16 protein-coding genes are annotated in these 18,221 nt (G+C 30.4%); 6 read left to right on the plus strand and 10 right to left on the minus strand.

The window, feature by feature from the left end; all coding sequences use genetic code 11:
- Position 1: 1 nt before the first annotated feature.
- The gene (locus HN587_07460; protein MBT7903674.1) at positions 2–454 is read left to right on the plus strand and encodes an AraC family transcriptional regulator; all 453 of its coding nucleotides are present in this window, start codon (positions 2–4) and stop codon (positions 452–454) included.
- Positions 455–529: 75 nt separating this feature from the next.
- On the opposite strand, the gene HN587_07465 is transcribed toward HN587_07460, so the two are convergent.
- The 5 genes from HN587_07465 to HN587_07485 all read right to left on the minus strand — a co-directional run bounded on the left by HN587_07465 (position 530) and on the right by HN587_07485 (position 5,895).
- Positions 530–2,011, minus strand: a complete 1,482-nt coding sequence (locus tag HN587_07465; GenBank protein ID MBT7903675.1) for a sodium-dependent transporter — start codon at positions 2,009–2,011, stop codon at positions 530–532.
- 21 nt (positions 2,012–2,032) lie between these two features.
- Positions 2,033–2,314: a hypothetical protein gene (locus HN587_07470; GenBank protein ID MBT7903676.1), complete on the minus strand. Its 282-nt coding sequence runs from the start codon at positions 2,312–2,314 to the stop codon at positions 2,033–2,035.
- A gap of 327 nt (positions 2,315–2,641) precedes the next feature.
- Positions 2,642–4,294, minus strand: a complete 1,653-nt coding sequence (locus tag HN587_07475) for an AarF/ABC1/UbiB kinase family protein (GenBank protein ID MBT7903677.1) — start codon at positions 4,292–4,294, stop codon at positions 2,642–2,644.
- A 148-nt stretch (positions 4,295–4,442) separates the two neighbouring features.
- Positions 4,443–5,213: a CPBP family intramembrane metalloprotease gene (locus HN587_07480; protein ID MBT7903678.1), complete on the minus strand. Its 771-nt coding sequence runs from the start codon at positions 5,211–5,213 to the stop codon at positions 4,443–4,445.
- 31 nt (positions 5,214–5,244) lie between these two features.
- Entirely contained in the window at positions 5,245–5,895 is a 651-nt protein-coding gene (locus HN587_07485; GenBank protein MBT7903679.1) for an ACT domain-containing protein, read from the minus strand.
- 313 nt (positions 5,896–6,208) lie between these two features.
- Here HN587_07485 and HN587_07490 point away from each other — a divergent pair, with 313 nt between their 5' ends.
- On the plus strand, positions 6,209–7,057 hold the full coding sequence (locus HN587_07490; GenBank protein ID MBT7903680.1) for a hypothetical protein: 849 nt from the start codon (positions 6,209–6,211) through the stop codon (positions 7,055–7,057).
- Between the two features lie 46 nt (positions 7,058–7,103).
- Here the strand turns inward: HN587_07490 and HN587_07495 are convergent, their stop codons facing one another.
- A complete protein-coding gene (locus HN587_07495; protein ID MBT7903681.1) occupies positions 7,104–8,054 on the minus strand; it encodes a YvcK family protein in 951 nt (316 codons plus the stop codon).
- A gap of 279 nt (positions 8,055–8,333) precedes the next feature.
- On the opposite strand from HN587_07495, the gene HN587_07500 reads away from it, so the two are divergent.
- Entirely contained in the window at positions 8,334–10,076 is a 1,743-nt protein-coding gene (locus HN587_07500) for an ABC transporter ATP-binding protein (GenBank protein ID MBT7903682.1), read from the plus strand.
- An 86-nt stretch (positions 10,077–10,162) separates the two neighbouring features.
- Here the strand turns inward: HN587_07500 and HN587_07505 are convergent, their stop codons facing one another.
- Positions 10,163–11,119, minus strand: coding sequence for an HD domain-containing protein (locus HN587_07505; protein MBT7903683.1), 957 nt, complete (start codon positions 11,117–11,119; stop codon positions 10,163–10,165).
- Between the two features lie 193 nt (positions 11,120–11,312).
- On the opposite strand from HN587_07505, the gene HN587_07510 reads away from it, so the two are divergent.
- Positions 11,313–12,647 carry a hypothetical protein gene (locus tag HN587_07510; GenBank protein MBT7903684.1) on the plus strand — a complete coding sequence of 445 codons (1,335 nt, stop codon included), beginning with the start codon at positions 11,313–11,315 and terminating at the stop codon, positions 12,645–12,647.
- 137 nt (positions 12,648–12,784) lie between these two features.
- Positions 12,785–14,002, plus strand: a complete 1,218-nt coding sequence (locus HN587_07515) for an aminotransferase class V-fold PLP-dependent enzyme (GenBank protein MBT7903685.1) — start codon at positions 12,785–12,787, stop codon at positions 14,000–14,002.
- Between the two features lie 24 nt (positions 14,003–14,026).
- On the opposite strand, the gene HN587_07520 is transcribed toward HN587_07515, so the two are convergent.
- Positions 14,027–14,905 carry a PHP domain-containing protein gene (locus HN587_07520; protein ID MBT7903686.1) on the minus strand — a complete coding sequence of 293 codons (879 nt, stop codon included), beginning with the start codon at positions 14,903–14,905 and terminating at the stop codon, positions 14,027–14,029.
- A 180-nt stretch (positions 14,906–15,085) separates the two neighbouring features.
- On the opposite strand from HN587_07520, the gene HN587_07525 reads away from it, so the two are divergent.
- Positions 15,086–15,919 (plus strand): inositol monophosphatase family protein, encoded by an 834-nt coding sequence (locus tag HN587_07525; GenBank protein ID MBT7903687.1) that lies wholly within the window; start codon positions 15,086–15,088, stop codon positions 15,917–15,919.
- Between the two features lie 85 nt (positions 15,920–16,004).
- Here the strand turns inward: HN587_07525 and HN587_07530 are convergent, their stop codons facing one another.
- On the minus strand, positions 16,005–17,357 hold the full coding sequence (locus tag HN587_07530) for an SLC13/DASS family transporter (GenBank protein MBT7903688.1): 1,353 nt from the start codon (positions 17,355–17,357) through the stop codon (positions 16,005–16,007).
- A gap of 59 nt (positions 17,358–17,416) precedes the next feature.
- A complete protein-coding gene (locus HN587_07535; protein MBT7903689.1) occupies positions 17,417–18,175 on the minus strand; it encodes a hypothetical protein in 759 nt (252 codons plus the stop codon).
- Between the last annotated feature and the right edge of the window lie 46 nt (positions 18,176–18,221).

Raw genomic sequence — 18,221 nt, forward strand, 5'->3', positions numbered from 1 at the left:
TATGAAAGTAGTTGAAAAACCAAATTTTAAAATTGCAGGAATTGGAATTATTACAACAGTTCAAAAGTGCAGTCAAGATCTAAAACCAGGTTGGGATAAGTTTATGAGTCGAATTTCTGAAATTAATCAAGTTGATCCTTCAAAAGTTTTAGGCTTTTGCAAAGCAACAGATAAAGATGATTGTAGTTTTAAATATATTGCTTGCGCAGAGGTAGCAGAGGAATTTATAGCTCCGGAAGGAATGGAAATCACCGAAGTTCCTAAAAGTAAATATTTAGTTTTCACACACAAAGGCCCAATTGAAAAAATTGGAGAAACTTATGGCGAGATTCAAATGTGCGGAGTTCCAAAATCAAACATGAAACAAAATGGTCTTTGGTTAGAAGTTTATCCTCATAACTATGATCCCTCAAGTAATGATTCTGAAATGGAAATATTAGTCGGAGTAAATTAGTTTTGACCAACTAAGAAAATTCAGATTGTAAAAACTATTTAAAAATATAGAAATAAAATCATTTTTTTTAAATATTTATTTTTTACAACACTTAACTGAAGTCTTAGACCCGTGAAGTGCCATACCAATTGCGATAACTAATGGTATTATTACAACTAACCATCCAACTTCAAGTGCCCATATAGGATATCCTTCGTAAGGCACAGTAAATTCATGATACATTTGAACTACGAGTAAAATAATTAATACAGCAGGCATGAAATATTTAATCACATAATCCCACCACGCGCCAAGATGCCAATCACTTACCGAATTAATATATGTTCTCAATTTCTCAGGTCCATAAATCCAGCCAATTGCAATGCATTCAAACAGTCCAACCAGCACAAGCCCAAAATGAGATAAGAAATGATCCACAATATCTAAAAAATAAAGTCCTGCTCTGGTTGTAAAAATAATTCCTAAAACAAATGCAGATCCACAAACAATCATTGCAAGTTTTTTATGAGTTGCTTTAAAAAAATCGCCTAACACTACAATTATTCCTTCAACCATAGAAAATGCACTATCGAGTCCAAGAGTTAGAAGAGTTAAAAAAAATAAAATTGAAAACAACCAAGGAAGTGGCATCATAGACAATGCTTGAGGAAATACCACAAATGCAAGTCCTGGTCCTGCAGTTGCAACATCTGCAACAGTCGAAGCAGTTGAGTGTGCCATGTAACCTACAATTGCAAAAACAACAAATCCTGCAAATAAACTTATTGCAGCATCAGAAATTGAAGTGATATAACTATTTTCAGTTATATCTTGTTTTTTATCATTATAACTTGCGTATGCAATCATTATTCCAAAACCAATACTCAAAGTAAAAAATACATGTGATGCTGCAGCCAACCAAAGATCAGTACTTAATAGTGCATTAAAGTCAGGTCGAATATAATAATAAATTCCAGTAAGAGATCCTTCAAGTGTTAATCCCCTAATAAGTAAAACTCCTAACAAAACTAAAGGTAAAGGAACAAGTATTTTTAGGGATTTTCCAATACTATCAACACCTTTTCTAACACAGTAATAAATTGCTAACCAAACAACTCCTAATGCTAAAAAAAGCCACCAATTAACTCCACCTATTTGAGATATGGAATCAGTTAATTGCAAAACATTCCCAAAAAAATAACCTTCTGCATCTCCAACCCAAGGAAGATTAAATGTGAACGATTTAACAAAATATACAAGTGCCCATGCAAGTATTGCCGCATAATAAACAACTACAATAAAACTGGCAGTAATAGCTAAAAATCCTATACCTCCAAGTCTATGATGTACATGTTGAAATGCATGAATTGCGCCTTTTTGTAGTTTTTGTCCTAATGCAAATTCTAGAATTAATAAGGGAGTTCCAAGAACCATAAGCGCAATTAAAAATGGTATTAGAAATGCGCCCCCTCCAAATTTATAAGTTAAATATGGAAACCTCCAAACATTACCAAGTCCTACTGCACTTCCAACTGCTGCAAGGATAAATATTGTTCGACTACTCCAACGATCTCTCATATTAACACCTAGTTTTAAAAATTATTTTTTACGTCTAACTGCTTTTTTCTTCACAGTTTTCTTTTTAACAGCCTTTTTCTTTGTAGCTTTCTTCTTCACAACTTTTTTCTTCACTACTTTTCGTTTAACAGCCTTTTTCTTAACAACTTTCTTTTTAACAGCCTTTTTCTTTGTAGCTTTCTTCTTCACTACTTTTTTCTTAACTGCCTTTTTCTTTGAAGCTTTTTTCTTAACTGATTTTTTATCAACTCGAACAGTTCCAGTTTTACTAAGACTTGATCTTGCTTTTCTTAATTCTTCAATGGATTCTGTTGCTACTTCTTTCACTAATGCTTCAACTAAATGAGCACTTTGTTTAATTAACGGTTTTGCTTTTTTCATTCCTGATTTAGCATGCCTTTTTAATTCTTTTTTTGCAATTACTTTTTCTTTGTTAAACTGTGCAACAACTTCATCAATTTTTTGTCGAGCTAATTTTTCATCCACTCCTGACTTTTTAACTATTGTTTTCATTTCTTTGAAGAATTTTTTTCCTTCAACTTTCGCAGTACTCAAACCTTCTTGTAAAACATGTTTTAATCTTTTTTTCATCTCTACACACCTCTTTTTTAAATTTTAACCTAAATAAAATCACATCAAGTGACTTTTTTCTCTCAATATACTTATTGATAACAATAAAAATAAAACTAAAGATATACTAAGTCCAAAAAATGAAAATGCATTTATTCCAAACATTTGTGGGCCTGGTTGACTAATCATTATGGCTGATGCGATAACCAGTGCACTTATCAAGATACCAAAACTCAATCTATTACTGGATCGATCCATCTCTCCAGTTAACACTTTCACATTATTATCAAGCACAACAACATCTTGCTCCATTTTATGCATGAGTTCCTTAACTGCTCTTGCGTCTTGAGGAATATCATCTAATATTTCTTTGAATTCCATCCCTCTTTGCATTAACTTTTTCTTAATATGTTCTGGATTTAATTTTTGTTGTTTTAATTCTGCAACTAATGGTTTTGATCTTTGCACTAAATTAAATCGAGGATTCAATTCTTTTCCAAGTCCTTCTATTGTCACTAAACTTTTTGCCAACAACACAAAACTTGATGGTAACTTTAATTTATTTCGCCTAGCAACAGAAATAAGTTTTGAAAAGAATTCTCCAACATTAAGTTTACTTAATGGAGTATTATGATAAACTCTTAAATTTTCACGAAGATCATGTTTTAATAAATCTTTGTCACATCCGGGTCCAGCAATACCCAGTTTTAAAATATGTTTTACAATCCCATCAAGGTCTCCTTCAATCATAGAAACATAAAGCATGCCAATTTTATCTTTCATTACTTCGTCAATTTTTCCAACTATTCCAAAATCGAGCATTGCAAGTTTACGGTTTTTTAACAACAAAAAATTTCCAGGATGTGGATCTGCATGAAAATAACCTTTAAAAAATACTTGCCGAACTACATTATCAAACAACTTATTTGCTAAATCTCTTTTGGTTTTTGGTTTTAACCGAGAAACATCAGTTAATGGTTTTCCTTCAATATATTCCATCACGACAATATTTGCAGTCGTGTATTCCCAATAAACTTTAGGTATAATTATATCTTTTGTATTTTCAAACATTTGATAAAAATTTTGTAAATTCTTTGCTTCATTTAAAAAATCTAATTCTTTCATAGTATACTGTTCAAATTCAGATATGATTTGATGAGGATCAATAAGTTTTGGTTTGTGATTTTTTAAATATATATTCACGAGTTTTTTCATAAGACCAATATCTGATGAAAATTGTTCAAGTGCATCAGGTCTTTGAATTTTAATTGCAACCTTTTCTCCACTTCTTAAAACTGCATAATGTACTTGACTAATTGATGCTGCAGCAATTGGTTTTGGAACAAATTTTCTAAAAAGTTTATTTGGTTTTTTTCCAAGTTCTCGCTCAATTATTTGTTTAGCACACTCGCAAGAAAATTCAGGTACGTGATCTTGTAATGATCTAAGCGCAATAGTATATTCTTCAGGGATAAGATCAGGCCTAACACTAAGTAGTTGTCCTAGTTTAATAAAAGCCCCCCCTAGTTCTTCAAATATTTTAACGAGTCGTTTTGGACCAATATGTTTTGGTAAAAAATTTGATTTATTTAATTTAGAACTTAAAGGCGCATATTTTTTTGCTTTAATTTTATCTAGAATAAAACCTAATTCATGCTTAACTAGCACAGTAGAAATCTGTTTAAGTCGTTTAATTTCCTGTTTTGTAAACAATTTTTCCCCTCTTTTTCTAAATAAATAATTATTAATATAATAAACTAATATTGTAAACAAGTATCATTTAACCATTAATTTATCATAAATTACCTGATTTTATTTAAAAATGATTTTATCATATTTAAAAGTTTTTATAAATACACTCTCATTTAAAAAACGGTAACAAAGTTATCATAAAATCATAAAACCCATGTGCAATAATTGGAGCAAGTATTTTTCTACCTCTAAATAACCAAAGTAAATTATATGCTAAGCCCCCAATAAATGCATTTAAACTTTGAAAAACTGATCCAAACATATGCATAATCCCAAAAAGAAATGCACTCAAAACCACTGCAACAAAAAGATTGCTAACTTTCTCAAGCTTAATCAACAAAAATAATCTAAAAACTTCTTCAGCAGGACCTACAAAGAAAAAATACAAAAAGAAATTTAAAAGTAAAAATTGAATATTGAGTCCACTAGGAGTTAATTCTCCACTAGCAGCATATCCAGTTATATCTGAAATACTTAAATGATAATCTAACACTTGTTCTGGAATATAACTTGTAGTCACATAAATTACGAGCCCTAACAAAACCAAATCCACTAAAAAAAATAAAATTCCAATAATCGCATCTTTTTTGATTTCACTCAAATCAAATCCAAAATCTGAAAATGAAACATCAGTTAATAAAATCAACAAGACTGCAAATAAAATAATGTATAAATCCCAAATATAATTTCGAACATATTTTTCTATTTCATCGTCACCAAGACCCAAATAATCCCTGCTTGGTTCTTCAATATATTCAGAATAAACTCCATTAATTGATCCTCCTTCATTAAATATTTCTGGAGCTACAAAAAAGCCATAACTAAGAAAAAGCATTATTGGCAATAATACAATAATTATAATCCAAGTTTTATTTTCCATTTAATTAATACTCCACATTAACATTCACTCATCAACTAAAATCAAATAACTCAAGTACCCTACTCATATCAGTTTCTGAAACAACAATAAATGTATCAGTCCAACAACTCAAAGTATGATAAACATTTATTCCCGCATCACTTAAAACCCCATATAAGTATGCCATAACTCCCGGTGTTGTTTCAATTTCTTTTGGGGATTTTACAATTAAACTTACTAGCCCTTTTATTTCATGAATAATTGAACTTTTAAAAGTTTGTTTTATCTCGCCCGAATATTTTTCAGTAGTAATTATAGTAATTGAATTTACTCCCTCAATTGCATTAAATAATCCTTTTTTTCTTTTAATTATTTTTTCAACTTCAATTAATTTATCAGGATAAAGTTGTTTTTCTAAAACCAATACAACTGATTTTGTTTTAATTTCAATTTCACTTTCGCGTAAAACCTGCAATATTTGTTTTTCACTTGATTTTTCTAATTTCAATTTGTGTTTGTAACGTCTAGCAGCAATTAGTACTGCCTCCATTCCAACTCCTCTTGGAAGTGATTTTTTAGTTTTCAACTCTTTAAAAACTAATCGCGCAAGCGCAGAATAATTCAATAAGCCTGATTTCAAACAATCCTTAATACTTTTATGCTTACGAATATACTCTTCAGTAAGCTTTGTTACACTAACCATGCACTCACTAAAACAATTCAAGTATTTAAACTTATTGATTTTTGTTCGAAATAGAACATAATTGTTTAATTTGTTCGAATTCAGTCGATAAATATTTAAATTAAAAACCATTCACATACACATAGTAGTGATTGAAATGAAATATTTAAAAAAACAAAAACAAAAAATTATGCCAATTAGACGGCAGTAGTTCTTTCTCATAGTCTTTAATCCAGAGACAATAATACTAAAACAGTCTCTAAATTATTTTCCAAAATAATTACAAAATAGTTCAAAAAATAATAATAAATAAATTTCGAAAGGAGATAAAAAAATGAAAAAACTAAATTTAGAAACAATAAGTGAAGATTATGTAGTTTATGTGCTAACCACACCTCAAAACGCAAACCATCTAAATACAGAACCTCTAGGTCTTGAAGCGAAAATAATTGATGCGACCAATCTTGAAAGTTCAACATTTCTCGAATTATTACATCAACTAGATGGAATATCTTATGGAAATAAAGAAATGGCAATGGATAAATGGGTAACACTAGATTGCGGAATATTACCTTCTGCATTTATCGGGTTAGCACTGCCAGCAGATAAATTGCCCCCCGAACTAAAAGCACAATATGACCTGCCTCCAAATTACACAGGCCTAGTACCAATTTCCGAATTTTGCGCAATTCCAACTGCAAATCCAGAAACTTGGATAACTCATACACTAGCATCAGCAATACCAAACATAGGAGTTGGAACTTATACTGAAGCCATAGGTTTTTCAATAATTCCTGCAAAAAATATTTTGATTGTTGCACAGTATGACAACCACAGTTTAAAAGTTCACTCAAAATTTGGAGTATTAAAATTAATAAGTGCTACGACTCCTGCACATTCTCAAGCAGACATGACTTGCATTTATGAAATTCCAGCACCATCAGATCAAGAAATAACACAAGTATTAGAAACAAACAAACCATTAACAACTCCCTCTCCAAGTTATTATTTGGAAGCAAACGATACACAAACAAAACAGGCAATGCACCAAGAAATTAAACAAGGAACTGCAACCCATTACATAGTGTATCCAGGGATAATTACTGGACCAGAAACATTAGTTCCAATACTTAAAAAACAAGTGTCAACTAAATTAGAACTTAAATTCGTAGAAAATACGTAAAAAAATCTTTTTTATTTTTTGTTTTTAATTATTATTTTAATATAGTTTAATTTATTAAAGAATAAATTAAATCAGATATTTTTTTAGGATCATGTCTTAATAGTTTTAAATTAGATAATAAATTTTTAGAAATAATATTAATACCATTAAATTTTAATTTTTCAAAATCAACAACCACAGGGTATGCTTTTTCTTTAGCATATTTATCCAAAGTTTCTCTAGGTAAAATTACTTGTGAAAAATCATTACAAATAACATGATCAAATCGCACTCCTGAATGTAATTTTACAACTCGCAAAAAATCACTCGCACAAAAACCAGTTGACTCACCATGTTTTGTCATCAAATTACAAACATAAATTTTTGTAGCTGAAGATTTTTGTAACGCATCAGAAATTCCTTTTACAAGCAAGTTAGGAACTAAACTTGAATATAAATCTCCCGGACCAATAACTACTAAATCAGCATATTCAATTGCTTTAATTGCACCATAATGAGCATTTGCTCCCGGTTCTAAAAACATTTTATCAATTTTAAGATTTGGATCATGTTTCGGAACATCGATATTTGTCTCTCCCTTAACAACCGCACCATTTTCGAGTTCTGCACACAAATTACATTTATCAAGCGTTACTGGAATCACAAGCCCTTTAATTTTTAGAACTCTTCCAGCTTCTAAAATTGCTTGTTCTTCACTTCCCGTCAATTGTGTTAAAGCAGTTAAAAATAAATTTCCAAAACTGTGACCCTTGAGTCCACCTACAGGAAATCGGTATTGAAATAAATCTTTCATAAGTTCAGAACTCTCAGATAATGCAACTAAACATTTTCTTACATCTCCAGGAGGCAAAATACCATATTCATCCCTTAAAACTCCCGTGCTTCCACCACTGTCCATCATAGAAACTATTGCAGTTACTTTACACTCTTTTTTTTTCAATCCTCTAAGCAAATTAAAGATTCCGCTCCCTCCTCCGATTACAACTATTTTTTTCATAACGCACTTAAAAGTATAATATATTTTTAAATAGCACTAAAAAAATATTTGTAGAAGTCTAAATAAATTAAAACTAAACCATACTAATAACCCTGCAAAAATACTCCAAAATACACTAAGAACCAATCAAAACACACCAAAAAACAACCAAGAATTCTTAACTTCTATAGTATATAAGCCTCTGATCCTTTTATAAAACTGCGTATTCTGTAATATATATTTACAAACCCACATTTTACAAAATATAAGTTTAAAAATCTAGCTATCTTAATATATCCAATGGAGCACAAAACCTATAGCTGGACTGCTTTTTTCCAAGATTATTGGAAAATGCTCAAAGGAAGAAGGGCAAAATTCTTTTTGTTTACAGGATTTAGTGCATTATCAAATCTTATCGTATTTGCAAACACATTCGTATTAGGATTAATCATAGACTACTTTACAACCTACAATTTACAAACGCCAAAAACAGAATTCTACATTTTAATTGGCATTTTAATTTTTTTAGGTGGCTTTCAAGTTTGGCTAAGATTATTTGGAAAAATTAGAATTCAAGCAATTGGAGCAGAAATTAGAAAAGAAGCAAGACTAAATGCATTAACAAATCTTATGGACAATGATTTAGCATGTCATGAAAAAGAAGAAACAGGAAGTAAAATACACAAAATAAATGATGGTGGAGAAAATATTTTTGATGGAATTCGCACATTTTCAAACCAAGGATTACACATAATAACCAGATTAGTTGGATGCGCAGTCATGTTTTTTGCATTAAACATCAAATACTTAGCATTTGCAACAATTTTTTCCATAATTTATCTTGCAGGAGAAACCTACTACAACAAACAACTAATAATTTGCAGAGATCAATTAAATAAAATTAAAGAAAAAGTTAGTGGAAAAATTCATGAATCTACATCAAACATGTTAACAGTCAAATCATTAGGACTTAAAGATATTTTAACAAAAAAAGCCACAAACTTAGAAAAGATTTACTACACAACTTGGTTAAAAACAAGAGATGTTAGCCAAAATAAAAATAAAACAATCAAAATATTTTCTGCAATAACTTATGGATTATTTATACTAATGCTCGGACTAGACGTGATGAATCAAAAAATAACAGTCGGATCAATTTATGTATTTGCAAGTTATTTTAATCACTTAAAAAATGGACTTCACGACTATAGTAATAACATCAACATATTTATCAAAGTAAAAAGTGCCATTGGAAGATTTATGACTTTATTTAACAACCAAACAAATAACAACAACGGCAAAAATAACATCACTAAAAATTGGAAAACAATTGAATTCAAAAATATAACCTTCAAATACAAAGACAAAACAGTTCTAAAAAACTTCAATCTAAAAATTAACAGAAATGAAAAAATTGGTTTAGTGGGAAAGTCAGGATGTGGAAAATCAACACTTGCAAAACTTTTACTTCAACTATACACTCCAAATAAAGGAACAATTCTTATTGACAACAAAAACCTAAACAGTTTTAGCAAAAAATCAATCACAAACGAATTTAGCATAGTACTTCAAGACTCAGAAGTATTTAATTTATCCCTGCAAGAAAACATAGCAATTGCAACAAAAAATAAAAACAACAAAAAATTAAAAGAATCACTGCAAATTGCTCAACTCAACAAATTAATTAGTCAACTACCCAAAGGAATCAATAATTTAGTCGGTGAAAAAGGATATCAAGTAAGCGGCGGAGAAAGACAACGAATTGGAATTGCAAGAGCAATCTACAAAAATACACCCTTATTGATTTTAGACGAAGCAACCTCTGCACTCGACAGTAAAACAGAATCTAAAATACAAAAAAGTCTTGATAAAATAAACAACCAAACATTATTAGTTATTGCACATAGACTTTCAACACTAAAAAATACGGATAAAATAATAGTGCTTGACAAAGGAAAAATAGTTGAGAATGGAACATTTCAACAACTCATTGACAACAAACAACAATTTTATCAATTACACAAAATACAAAATAGAAATTAAACAAAACCAAAAAAAAAGATAAAAAAAGTAAATAACAACCAATCAAATTATTTTTTTATTTTTCTGAATTTATGATTAATCAAATATTATTTCAAAAATACATTGCCAAAGTCTTTATGATATATTGTTTCATCTTCAGTATTTGCATCCTTAATCAAAGTCTCAATTTGAGTTATTCTTGAATCCATTTGATCACAATAATATACTGCAACCGCTTCAGGAAATGATGGAGTTTTACTACTGCCATATTCACCCATGTGAGTTATAATCATATGAATTAATTTCATTTTTAATTCATCCGCAATTCCAACAGAAGTGCAAGCTTTCTCAACTATATCAACACCAATACTTACATGTCCAAGTAACATTCCTTTTTTTGAAACTCTAATACTTGTTTTTACTTCAAATTCTTCTAACTTTCCAATATCGTGAAGAACTGCTCCCGCAATTAGTAGATCTAAATCAAGGTTAGGATGAACTTTATGAAGTCCAACAATTAATTTAACTACAGATAAACTATGTTCAAGTAATCCACCAAGCCAACCATGATGAACATACATTGCAGCAGGGCTAAATTTAAATTTTTTTTCAAATTCAGAATCATTAAAAAAATAATCGAGCACACTTTTAATCTCAGAATTTTTTACCAAACCAATAATTTGTTTTAATTCAGAATACATTAAATCAACATCTTGTTCAGTTACACGAACAAAATCTTCAGAACTATATTCATCAGAACTTAAAACTTTAATTTCGTTATGTTCATTGGTTGCAATTTCTAAATTATTATTCCATTCAGATACTCTTCCTTGAACAAAAACAACTTCATCTTTTTTAATTGAATCATATAATGTCTGAACTACTTGCTCATCATTTGGCCCCCAATATTTTAACATAATTTCTTTTGTTCGATCTCCCAATCTTAATTCAAATTTATACCCATTTTTATATTGTTCAACTGGTTTTTTGAATTTAACAACAAACACATCATTAATTACATCATCTTTTTTCATTTCTTGAATAAATTGATTTTTTCGGTTCATAATTATCACACCATAATTTAAACACTCAAAAGTTTAAAAATTTATCCCTAATACCTCATTTTTAAATCATCCAGCCATTTAAAAGTAATAATACTAAAGACCCCAAAATTTTATAAAAAATACATCTAAAATATAATAATATAAGACTAATTAACAGCATCACCAAATAAGAATTATAATGGGGGCAACACATATGCATGACAGATTATTCACCGGAGTTACAAGACTAACTAATGAAGATAAAAGGCATTCTTTAGAAGATGTTTTACAAGGAAGACCTGAAGCAGAAGTGGCAACAGCATTAAAAGCTGCAACAAATACAGGCGAAATCGCAAGAGTTTATATGGCAATGCCAATAGTTCCAGGAGTTACAAATCCAATTTTTAATACTGCAGGCCAAACCTTATTTGCACACCCAATTGGTGCGGAAAATACATCAGGAGTTTTAGAAGTTAGAGAAGGAATTTTTCCTTTAGAACAAGCAGGTTTTTCTTTTATTGATCACGGCCCATTATATGGTGATGGAGTTTTTGAAGGAGTTCTTCATTTTGCCAAACCAGGATTACCCGAATTATTAAGAAATGATGAAACCATTTTTTTATTCAGAGAACATGTCAATAGACATTACAAAGGATTAACCCAATGGGGAATAAAACCATATCTTTCCCAGGAAGAATTCGGATGGAGAATTTTACAAACTGCCCTTGAAGTAAAAGAACAAGCAGCATCCGATCAATCATTATATTTTAGACCTTTAGTTCTCTCAGGTATTGGCGATCTTGGCGCAGGAAGAACAAAATGCGTCTTACCAACAATGGGAGCATTAGTTGCAACAATCCAATTATACCCCTCAGAAACGTATAGAACAGGCATTAAATTAGGAATCTCTTCAGTAGTTGCAAAAGATCCACGCTCACTCGATCCAAATGTTAAAGGAACCCAATATGCACAAAATATTCAAGCATTTCTTCATGGAACAAATGGGGGAGAATTTAAAGAAGCTTTAATGTTTAATGGGGATGGATATTTAACTGAAGCAACTGTGGATAATATTTTCTTTGTTATTAAAGAAAACGGCTGGGAAACAGATCCAAACAAAGTTGAAATCATAACACCACACCCAAAAATCTGCCTTAATGGATTAACAAGACGAATGATTTTACATCTTGCAGATCACGATCCAATATTAAAATCAGAAGCAGAAAAACTAGCAAATCATGATTCTGCAATTTATGCATCAACACATAAAGGATATCAAATTGTAAATGATGCTATGCTCACCGCACAAGATATGTGGGCATTAATTGAAGATCCCAATACAGAAATGTTTATGACTGGAACTGGTTGTGGACTCATGCCAGTTATTGGAATTAAAGATAAACAAGTAGGTGATGGGCAAGTGGGACCAGTCACAAAAGGTTTTTTAGCAGATATTACTGTTGCCATGAGACATAGAGATTATGGATTAAGACTAGATGTAACTGAATCCGAATATTTAGATTACATGCGACAACCAGATTTATTTTAAATTACTTCAATAAAATAATCACAAATAAATCTAAAACACAACTCTAAATTACAAATAATTCTAAATTTTTTATTTTTTTCTTATTTATTGATAATATTAAGAAAATAATATAAATAACGACCTCCTCCTAATAACATATGAACCTTAAAAAGATACGTGCAGACTTTCCTTTGTTTGAAAGAAAGATTAGAGGAAAACCCGTTGTTTATTTTGATAATGCATGCATGAGTTTAAAACCTCAGCAAGTAATTAATGCACAAAACGAATATTATGAAGACTTTCCTGGCTGTGCTGGAAGAAGTGCACACAAAATTAGTGGCGAAGTTAATGATGCAGTTTACAAAGCAAGAAAAAGTGTTCAAAAAATTCTAAATTCAAAAAAATCTGAAGAAATTATTTTTACAAGAAACACTTCAGAATCAATTAATTTAATAGCACATTCACTAGAATTAAAAAAAGGAGATATCGTAATTCAAACTGATAAAGAACATAATTCTAATCTTATGCCTTGGCTACTAAAAAGCAAAGCAGGACAAATAAAAAAGATAGTTATGAAATCAGACAAAAATAATGAATTTAATCTAGATTCATTTCAAGAAAAAATGTCTAATCTAAAAAATAAAGTTAAACTAATTTCTATGGTTCATTCATCAAATCTTGATGGGACTACAATTCCTGCAAAAGAAATTATTAAAATTGCACATGAAAATGGAGCATTAGTTCTTTTAGATGCCGCGCAAAGTACACCACATAAAGAAGTTAATGTAAAAAAACTCGATGTTGATTTTTTAGCTTGTTCAGGACATAAAATGCTTGGACCCTCAGGAATCGGCGCCCTTTATGGAAAAGCACACCTGCTAAATAAACTAAAACCATTTATTGTTGGCGGAGAAACTGTTAGTGAAACAACTTATGATTCTTACGAACTTGAACCAATCCCTGAAAAATTTGAAGCAGGTTTACAAAATTATTCTGGAATGATAGGATTTGGTGCAGCGTGTGATTACTTACAAAAAATTGGATTTAGAAGCATCCAAAAACAAGAGTTAAAATTAAATAAATTAATGACTGATTCACTTCTGCCTGAAATTAAAGAGCTTACATTAATTGGACCTAATGATCCTAAACTGCGAGGTGGAATTTTTAATTTTAATGTTAAAGATATGGACCCACACCAAATTGCAATTATTATGGATCAATCTGAAAATATTATGATGCGTAGTGGTGCTCATTGCGTTCATAGTTGGTTTAATGCGCACAAACTTAATGGGAGCGCTAGAGCCAGTATGTATTTTTACAACACAGAAGAAGAAGTTGAATTATTTTGTGAAACATTAAAGAAAATTTTATTCTAAACCCAATTAAAAAAATCAGCACACCTAAAAAAAATCAAGAACATATTCTGGCACTGCCAACGTCCCTAGTCTATCACGTTCAGCATCACCAGATAAATTTCCATGATGATCAGTTCCACCAGTAACGATCATCCCCAGAGATTTTGCAAATGCCGCATATTGTTCAGATTCTTGAGGAGTATGATCCCAATAAAAACATTCTACTCCGTCAATATGATCTCGCATAGAATCAAGAATTGCAAAATGAACATTAAAATCAGAAGAAATTTTTCTAAAAGAATATGCACCTAAACCATTGGGGTGTGCCACGACTAATTTTCCTCCTGCAGATCGAATAAGTTCTGCAGCAGTTTCTAACAGTAAATCTCTTTTGGCAACATCACATTTTTTTAAATATCTATCAAATGCTTCTTGCATTCCAGTAACAATTCCTTTTTGTAAAAGAACTGCTGCTAAATGGGGTCTTCCAATAGCACCATCAATACTTTGTTTCATCGCAGCAAATTCTGCTTCAGCAATTATTGATTCGCCATCTTGATGTAAAGCCGCATTTAATCGAGAATAAATCTCACCCGCTCTCCATTCTCTATGTTTTTGATTTTTAGAGAGTTCATGAACAAGTGTTTTATTAGTATGATCAAACCCATATCCTAAAAGATGTAATTCAAAACCTTTTTGTCCATTTTTATAAAGTGGATGTCGATAAATTACACTCAATTCAGTTCCAGATATAAACTTCAATCCAACTTTTGAAGCTTCTAATAATCCTTCAGCAACTGCATCAATACTATCATGATCAGTTATAGAAAATAGTTTTAATTTTTTTTGGTGTGCTTGCAAAACTAATTGTTTTGGAGTTTGAGAACCGTCAGATTTTGTTGAATGCGTATGTAAATCAATCATCATTTTTACCTCATAAAAAACGATTTTATCACAAATATTTTACAACCACAATAATTGTAGCTTAACTCTAGCAATCATATAATACTAACAATCTCAACTATATAAATTTAACGCACATACCTACGGACTAGTGGCGACAAAACCGAAAAGGTTTTAAATTCCCTTAAATAAATAAGAAAAATGAATCTTTACAAAGAACTAACTTTTGCAAGAGAAGCCATTCTAAGAGCCGAAACAGAGATCCGACAAGTAAGAAAAAGCGGAAATTTTGATGTTCGATTCAAACCAGATGGTAGCCCATACACTAAAGCAGATCCTTTAGCAGAAAGATTAATTCGAGATTATTTACTCACAGAATTTCCAGGAGATGGATTTGAAGGAGAAGAATTACCAAAAATTCAATCAACAAATGGCAGAATTTGGCGTTGTGATCCCATTGATGGAACTTGGAGCTTTATCAATTTTGAAGATACAGTTGCAACCGCACTATCTCTTCACCAAATTAATCCAGATGGTTCTGAAAAAGTAGTTCTAGCTTTAATTAATAATTTATTTAGTGCAGAAAAATTATACATTGCAGGAGAAGGAATAAAAACAACTCTTGATGGAAACCAATTACCCGACATATCAAGAGATCCTTCAAAATTAATTGTTAATTATAATATTTCGCCAAATCACTCTTCAGATATTTCTGAAATAATGAAATTATGGACTCCAAAAGGACCAATAGTAAAAGCAGTTTCGATACTGGGTTCTGCAGCATATTCACTATCCCACATCGCAAAAGGATCACACGATATTTACGTAACAAGTCTTGCAAATCCATTTAAAGTTTGGGATGTTGCAGCAGGAATTTATTTAATTCAAAAAACAGGCGGAGTCGTAACAAATTTAGACGGAGACCCAATAACTCAAGATGAAACAGTTATTGTTGCTGCAAAATCTCCAGAACATCACGCTCAATTCTTAGAACACATTACAAAAACAGAATTTGGTAAAAGATATCAAAGATAAAAAAAAACTCAAACTAAAATAATCACAAAATAATACAATTACTAATTCTCAATTAAACTTTCAATAAAAACTAAAATCACCCAACTCAAACAATCATAAATATACAATAAAAAAATACTGCAATAATCGAAAAAATTGTTGGCAAAATTCCAGCTTTTATGAATTCTTTCACACTTATTCCAGTCGCATTATATACCAGCGCATTAGGTGCAGTTCCAGGAGGTAACAAAAAAGTCATCGATACTATAAGTACCATAGGAATAACTAATACTTCAGGCCTAACTCCAATTGTTGCAGATATCCCAATTAAAACTGGAGTGAGAATTCCCGCAGTTGCAGTATTAGAAATAAATTGAGTAATAACCATCGCCAATAAAACAAAAGCAAATGCAATCCACAAGGGATTTTCAAATCCAGTAATTTGCAAAAACTTTTCAGCAACCCACGTTGCAGCACCAGTAGTTTCTAATGCTTTGCCTAAAGATACAGTTCCTGCAAGTAAAATTAGAACACCCCAATCAGTTTGTTTTTGAAAAAATTTCCAATCATAAACAAATAAAAACATGAGAACTCCACCAATAAGACCAACAGTAATTGTTGATAAACTATGCAAAAAACTTGTAAGCCACAAAACAACAGTAAGAATTGTAATTGAACATGCAATTTTTTCTTTACGACTCCAAGGGCCCAAATGTTTTAACTTAAATTTCTCGATTTCATGTTTTGGTTTAAAATATATTAAAAAAGAAATATATAATAAAAAAATCATAATTAACATAAATGGAAATCCAATTCTAAGCCATTCTAAAAATCCAAATCCTAAAGCCTCTGCCGCAATAACATTAGGAGGAGTTCCAATTAAAAAACCCACACCCCCAACATTCGCACCAAATGCAATTGATAAATAAATTGCAATTTTATTAAGATTAGTTTTAGAAGTAATCTGCTTAATAATTGGAAGCATCATAATAACTGTAGTAGTATTTGACATAATCATCGAAAGTCCAGCAGTTATAATTAAAACCCCCAATATAACAGATCGTTCAGTATGACAATATTTCAACACTTCATGTGCGACCCGCTCGTCAAGTCCTGATGCTTCCATACCAATTGCTACAAGAAACCCAATAAATATTAAGAAAAATGATTTTGACCCCAGCCCATAAAGTGCAACTGATGCGGGAACTGCAGAAGTTAAAAATAACATGAATATAATAATTATTGCAGTTATACTCATATGAGTAATCTCAGTAGATAACATGTAGGCTGCAATTAAAAAAATAATAACTGTTGTCCATGCTTGTTGACTTAAGCCAAGAGGGGGCGACTGAAAAAAATAAAGAGATACAAAAAAGAATATGGGAACTAATTTTATAAATAAAATAAGATTAGAATTACTAATAAATTTATCTAATATACTAAATTCATTCTTCACCATCTTTTTCCCCTAAAAAATTTAAAATAAAAATTTAATAAAAAAACAAGTTAAATTACTTGTTAACAATTAATTTTAGTTTCTTCACCAATAGTACAAACAATTTTACTGTTAGTTATCCTATATGAATCAACACTCCCATCATCAACTTTTGCTTTACAACAAATATTATTTGCAGAATTTTCAATTATAGATTGGTATTCTAATTCTAAATTATCAATATTAGAATCAACATTATTAAGTTCTGCTGGTACATCTGCAAGTTGAGTTTCAACTTCTACTAATTTTTTATCACTCTCAGTTTGAACTTCAGATAATTCAACTTCATGTTCTGCTTTAATTTGATCAACCTTTGAAGTTAACAAACTAATCTCGCTCGAACACTCCAATTGAGAAGTTTTCTCAGTAGAAATTTGAGAGATATAATTTTCATTTAATTTTTTACAAGTATCAAGTTCTGTTTCTTTAACTAAATTATCAGAATTTACTAAATCTAATTTTTGTAATAAATTGGATACAGTAATATCCATATCACTTAATTGAGATCTTGCTTCAAATCCAATCATTGCAGGCCTAAATATAAACGCAATAACTAAAACTAAAACTCCAATTATAATTAACATAGGATAAAAATATTTTTTATTAGTTAATTTATTATCAGACTGAGTTGAAACAACGCCTCCAGAATATTTACGTTTAGCTTTTGTTCGCTTACTAGATTTTCTACTAGCGCTAGATTTTCTACTAGATTTAGAACCCGCATGTTTACGATCCATATGATCTTCTAATTCTTTTGACCAATTAGGTTTGTTTTTTTTCATTAGTAACCCCTTTAAACATATTAAATAATAATTTATATTATACTAA

Source organism: Candidatus Woesearchaeota archaeon (assembly GCA_018675335.1).
Taxonomy (GTDB): Archaea; Nanobdellota; Nanobdellia; order Woesearchaeales; family UBA11576; genus JABJCP01.

Excerpts from the sequence above, each read along its gene's own strand:
- HN587_07490 (MBT7903680.1), top strand. The coding sequence starts at position 6,209 with ATGAAAAAACTAAATTTAGAAACAATAAGTGAAGATTATGTAGTTTAT.
- HN587_07500 (MBT7903682.1), top strand. The coding sequence starts at position 8,334 with ATGGAGCACAAAACCTATAGCTGGACTGCTTTTTTCCAAGATTATTGG.
- HN587_07525 (MBT7903687.1), top strand. The coding sequence starts at position 15,086 with ATGAATCTTTACAAAGAACTAACTTTTGCAAGAGAAGCCATTCTAAGA.
- HN587_07535 (MBT7903689.1), bottom strand. The coding sequence starts at position 18,175 with ATGAAAAAAAACAAACCTAATTGGTCAAAAGAATTAGAAGATCATATG.
- HN587_07510 (MBT7903684.1), top strand. The coding sequence starts at position 11,313 with ATGCATGACAGATTATTCACCGGAGTTACAAGACTAACTAATGAAGAT.
- HN587_07480 (MBT7903678.1), bottom strand. The coding sequence starts at position 5,213 with ATGGAAAATAAAACTTGGATTATAATTATTGTATTATTGCCAATAATG.
- HN587_07460 (MBT7903674.1), top strand. The coding sequence starts at position 2 with ATGAAAGTAGTTGAAAAACCAAATTTTAAAATTGCAGGAATTGGAATT.
- HN587_07495 (MBT7903681.1), bottom strand. The coding sequence starts at position 8,054 with ATGAAAAAAATAGTTGTAATCGGAGGAGGGAGCGGAATCTTTAATTTG.
- HN587_07505 (MBT7903683.1), bottom strand. The coding sequence starts at position 11,119 with ATGAACCGAAAAAATCAATTTATTCAAGAAATGAAAAAAGATGATGTA.
- HN587_07465 (MBT7903675.1), bottom strand. The coding sequence starts at position 2,011 with ATGAGAGATCGTTGGAGTAGTCGAACAATATTTATCCTTGCAGCAGTT.
- HN587_07520 (MBT7903686.1), bottom strand. The coding sequence starts at position 14,905 with ATGATTGATTTACATACGCATTCAACAAAATCTGACGGTTCTCAAACT.
- HN587_07485 (MBT7903679.1), bottom strand. The coding sequence starts at position 5,895 with ATGGTTAGTGTAACAAAGCTTACTGAAGAGTATATTCGTAAGCATAAA.
- HN587_07515 (MBT7903685.1), top strand. The coding sequence starts at position 12,785 with ATGAACCTTAAAAAGATACGTGCAGACTTTCCTTTGTTTGAAAGAAAG.
- HN587_07530 (MBT7903688.1), bottom strand. The coding sequence starts at position 17,357 with ATGGTGAAGAATGAATTTAGTATATTAGATAAATTTATTAGTAATTCT.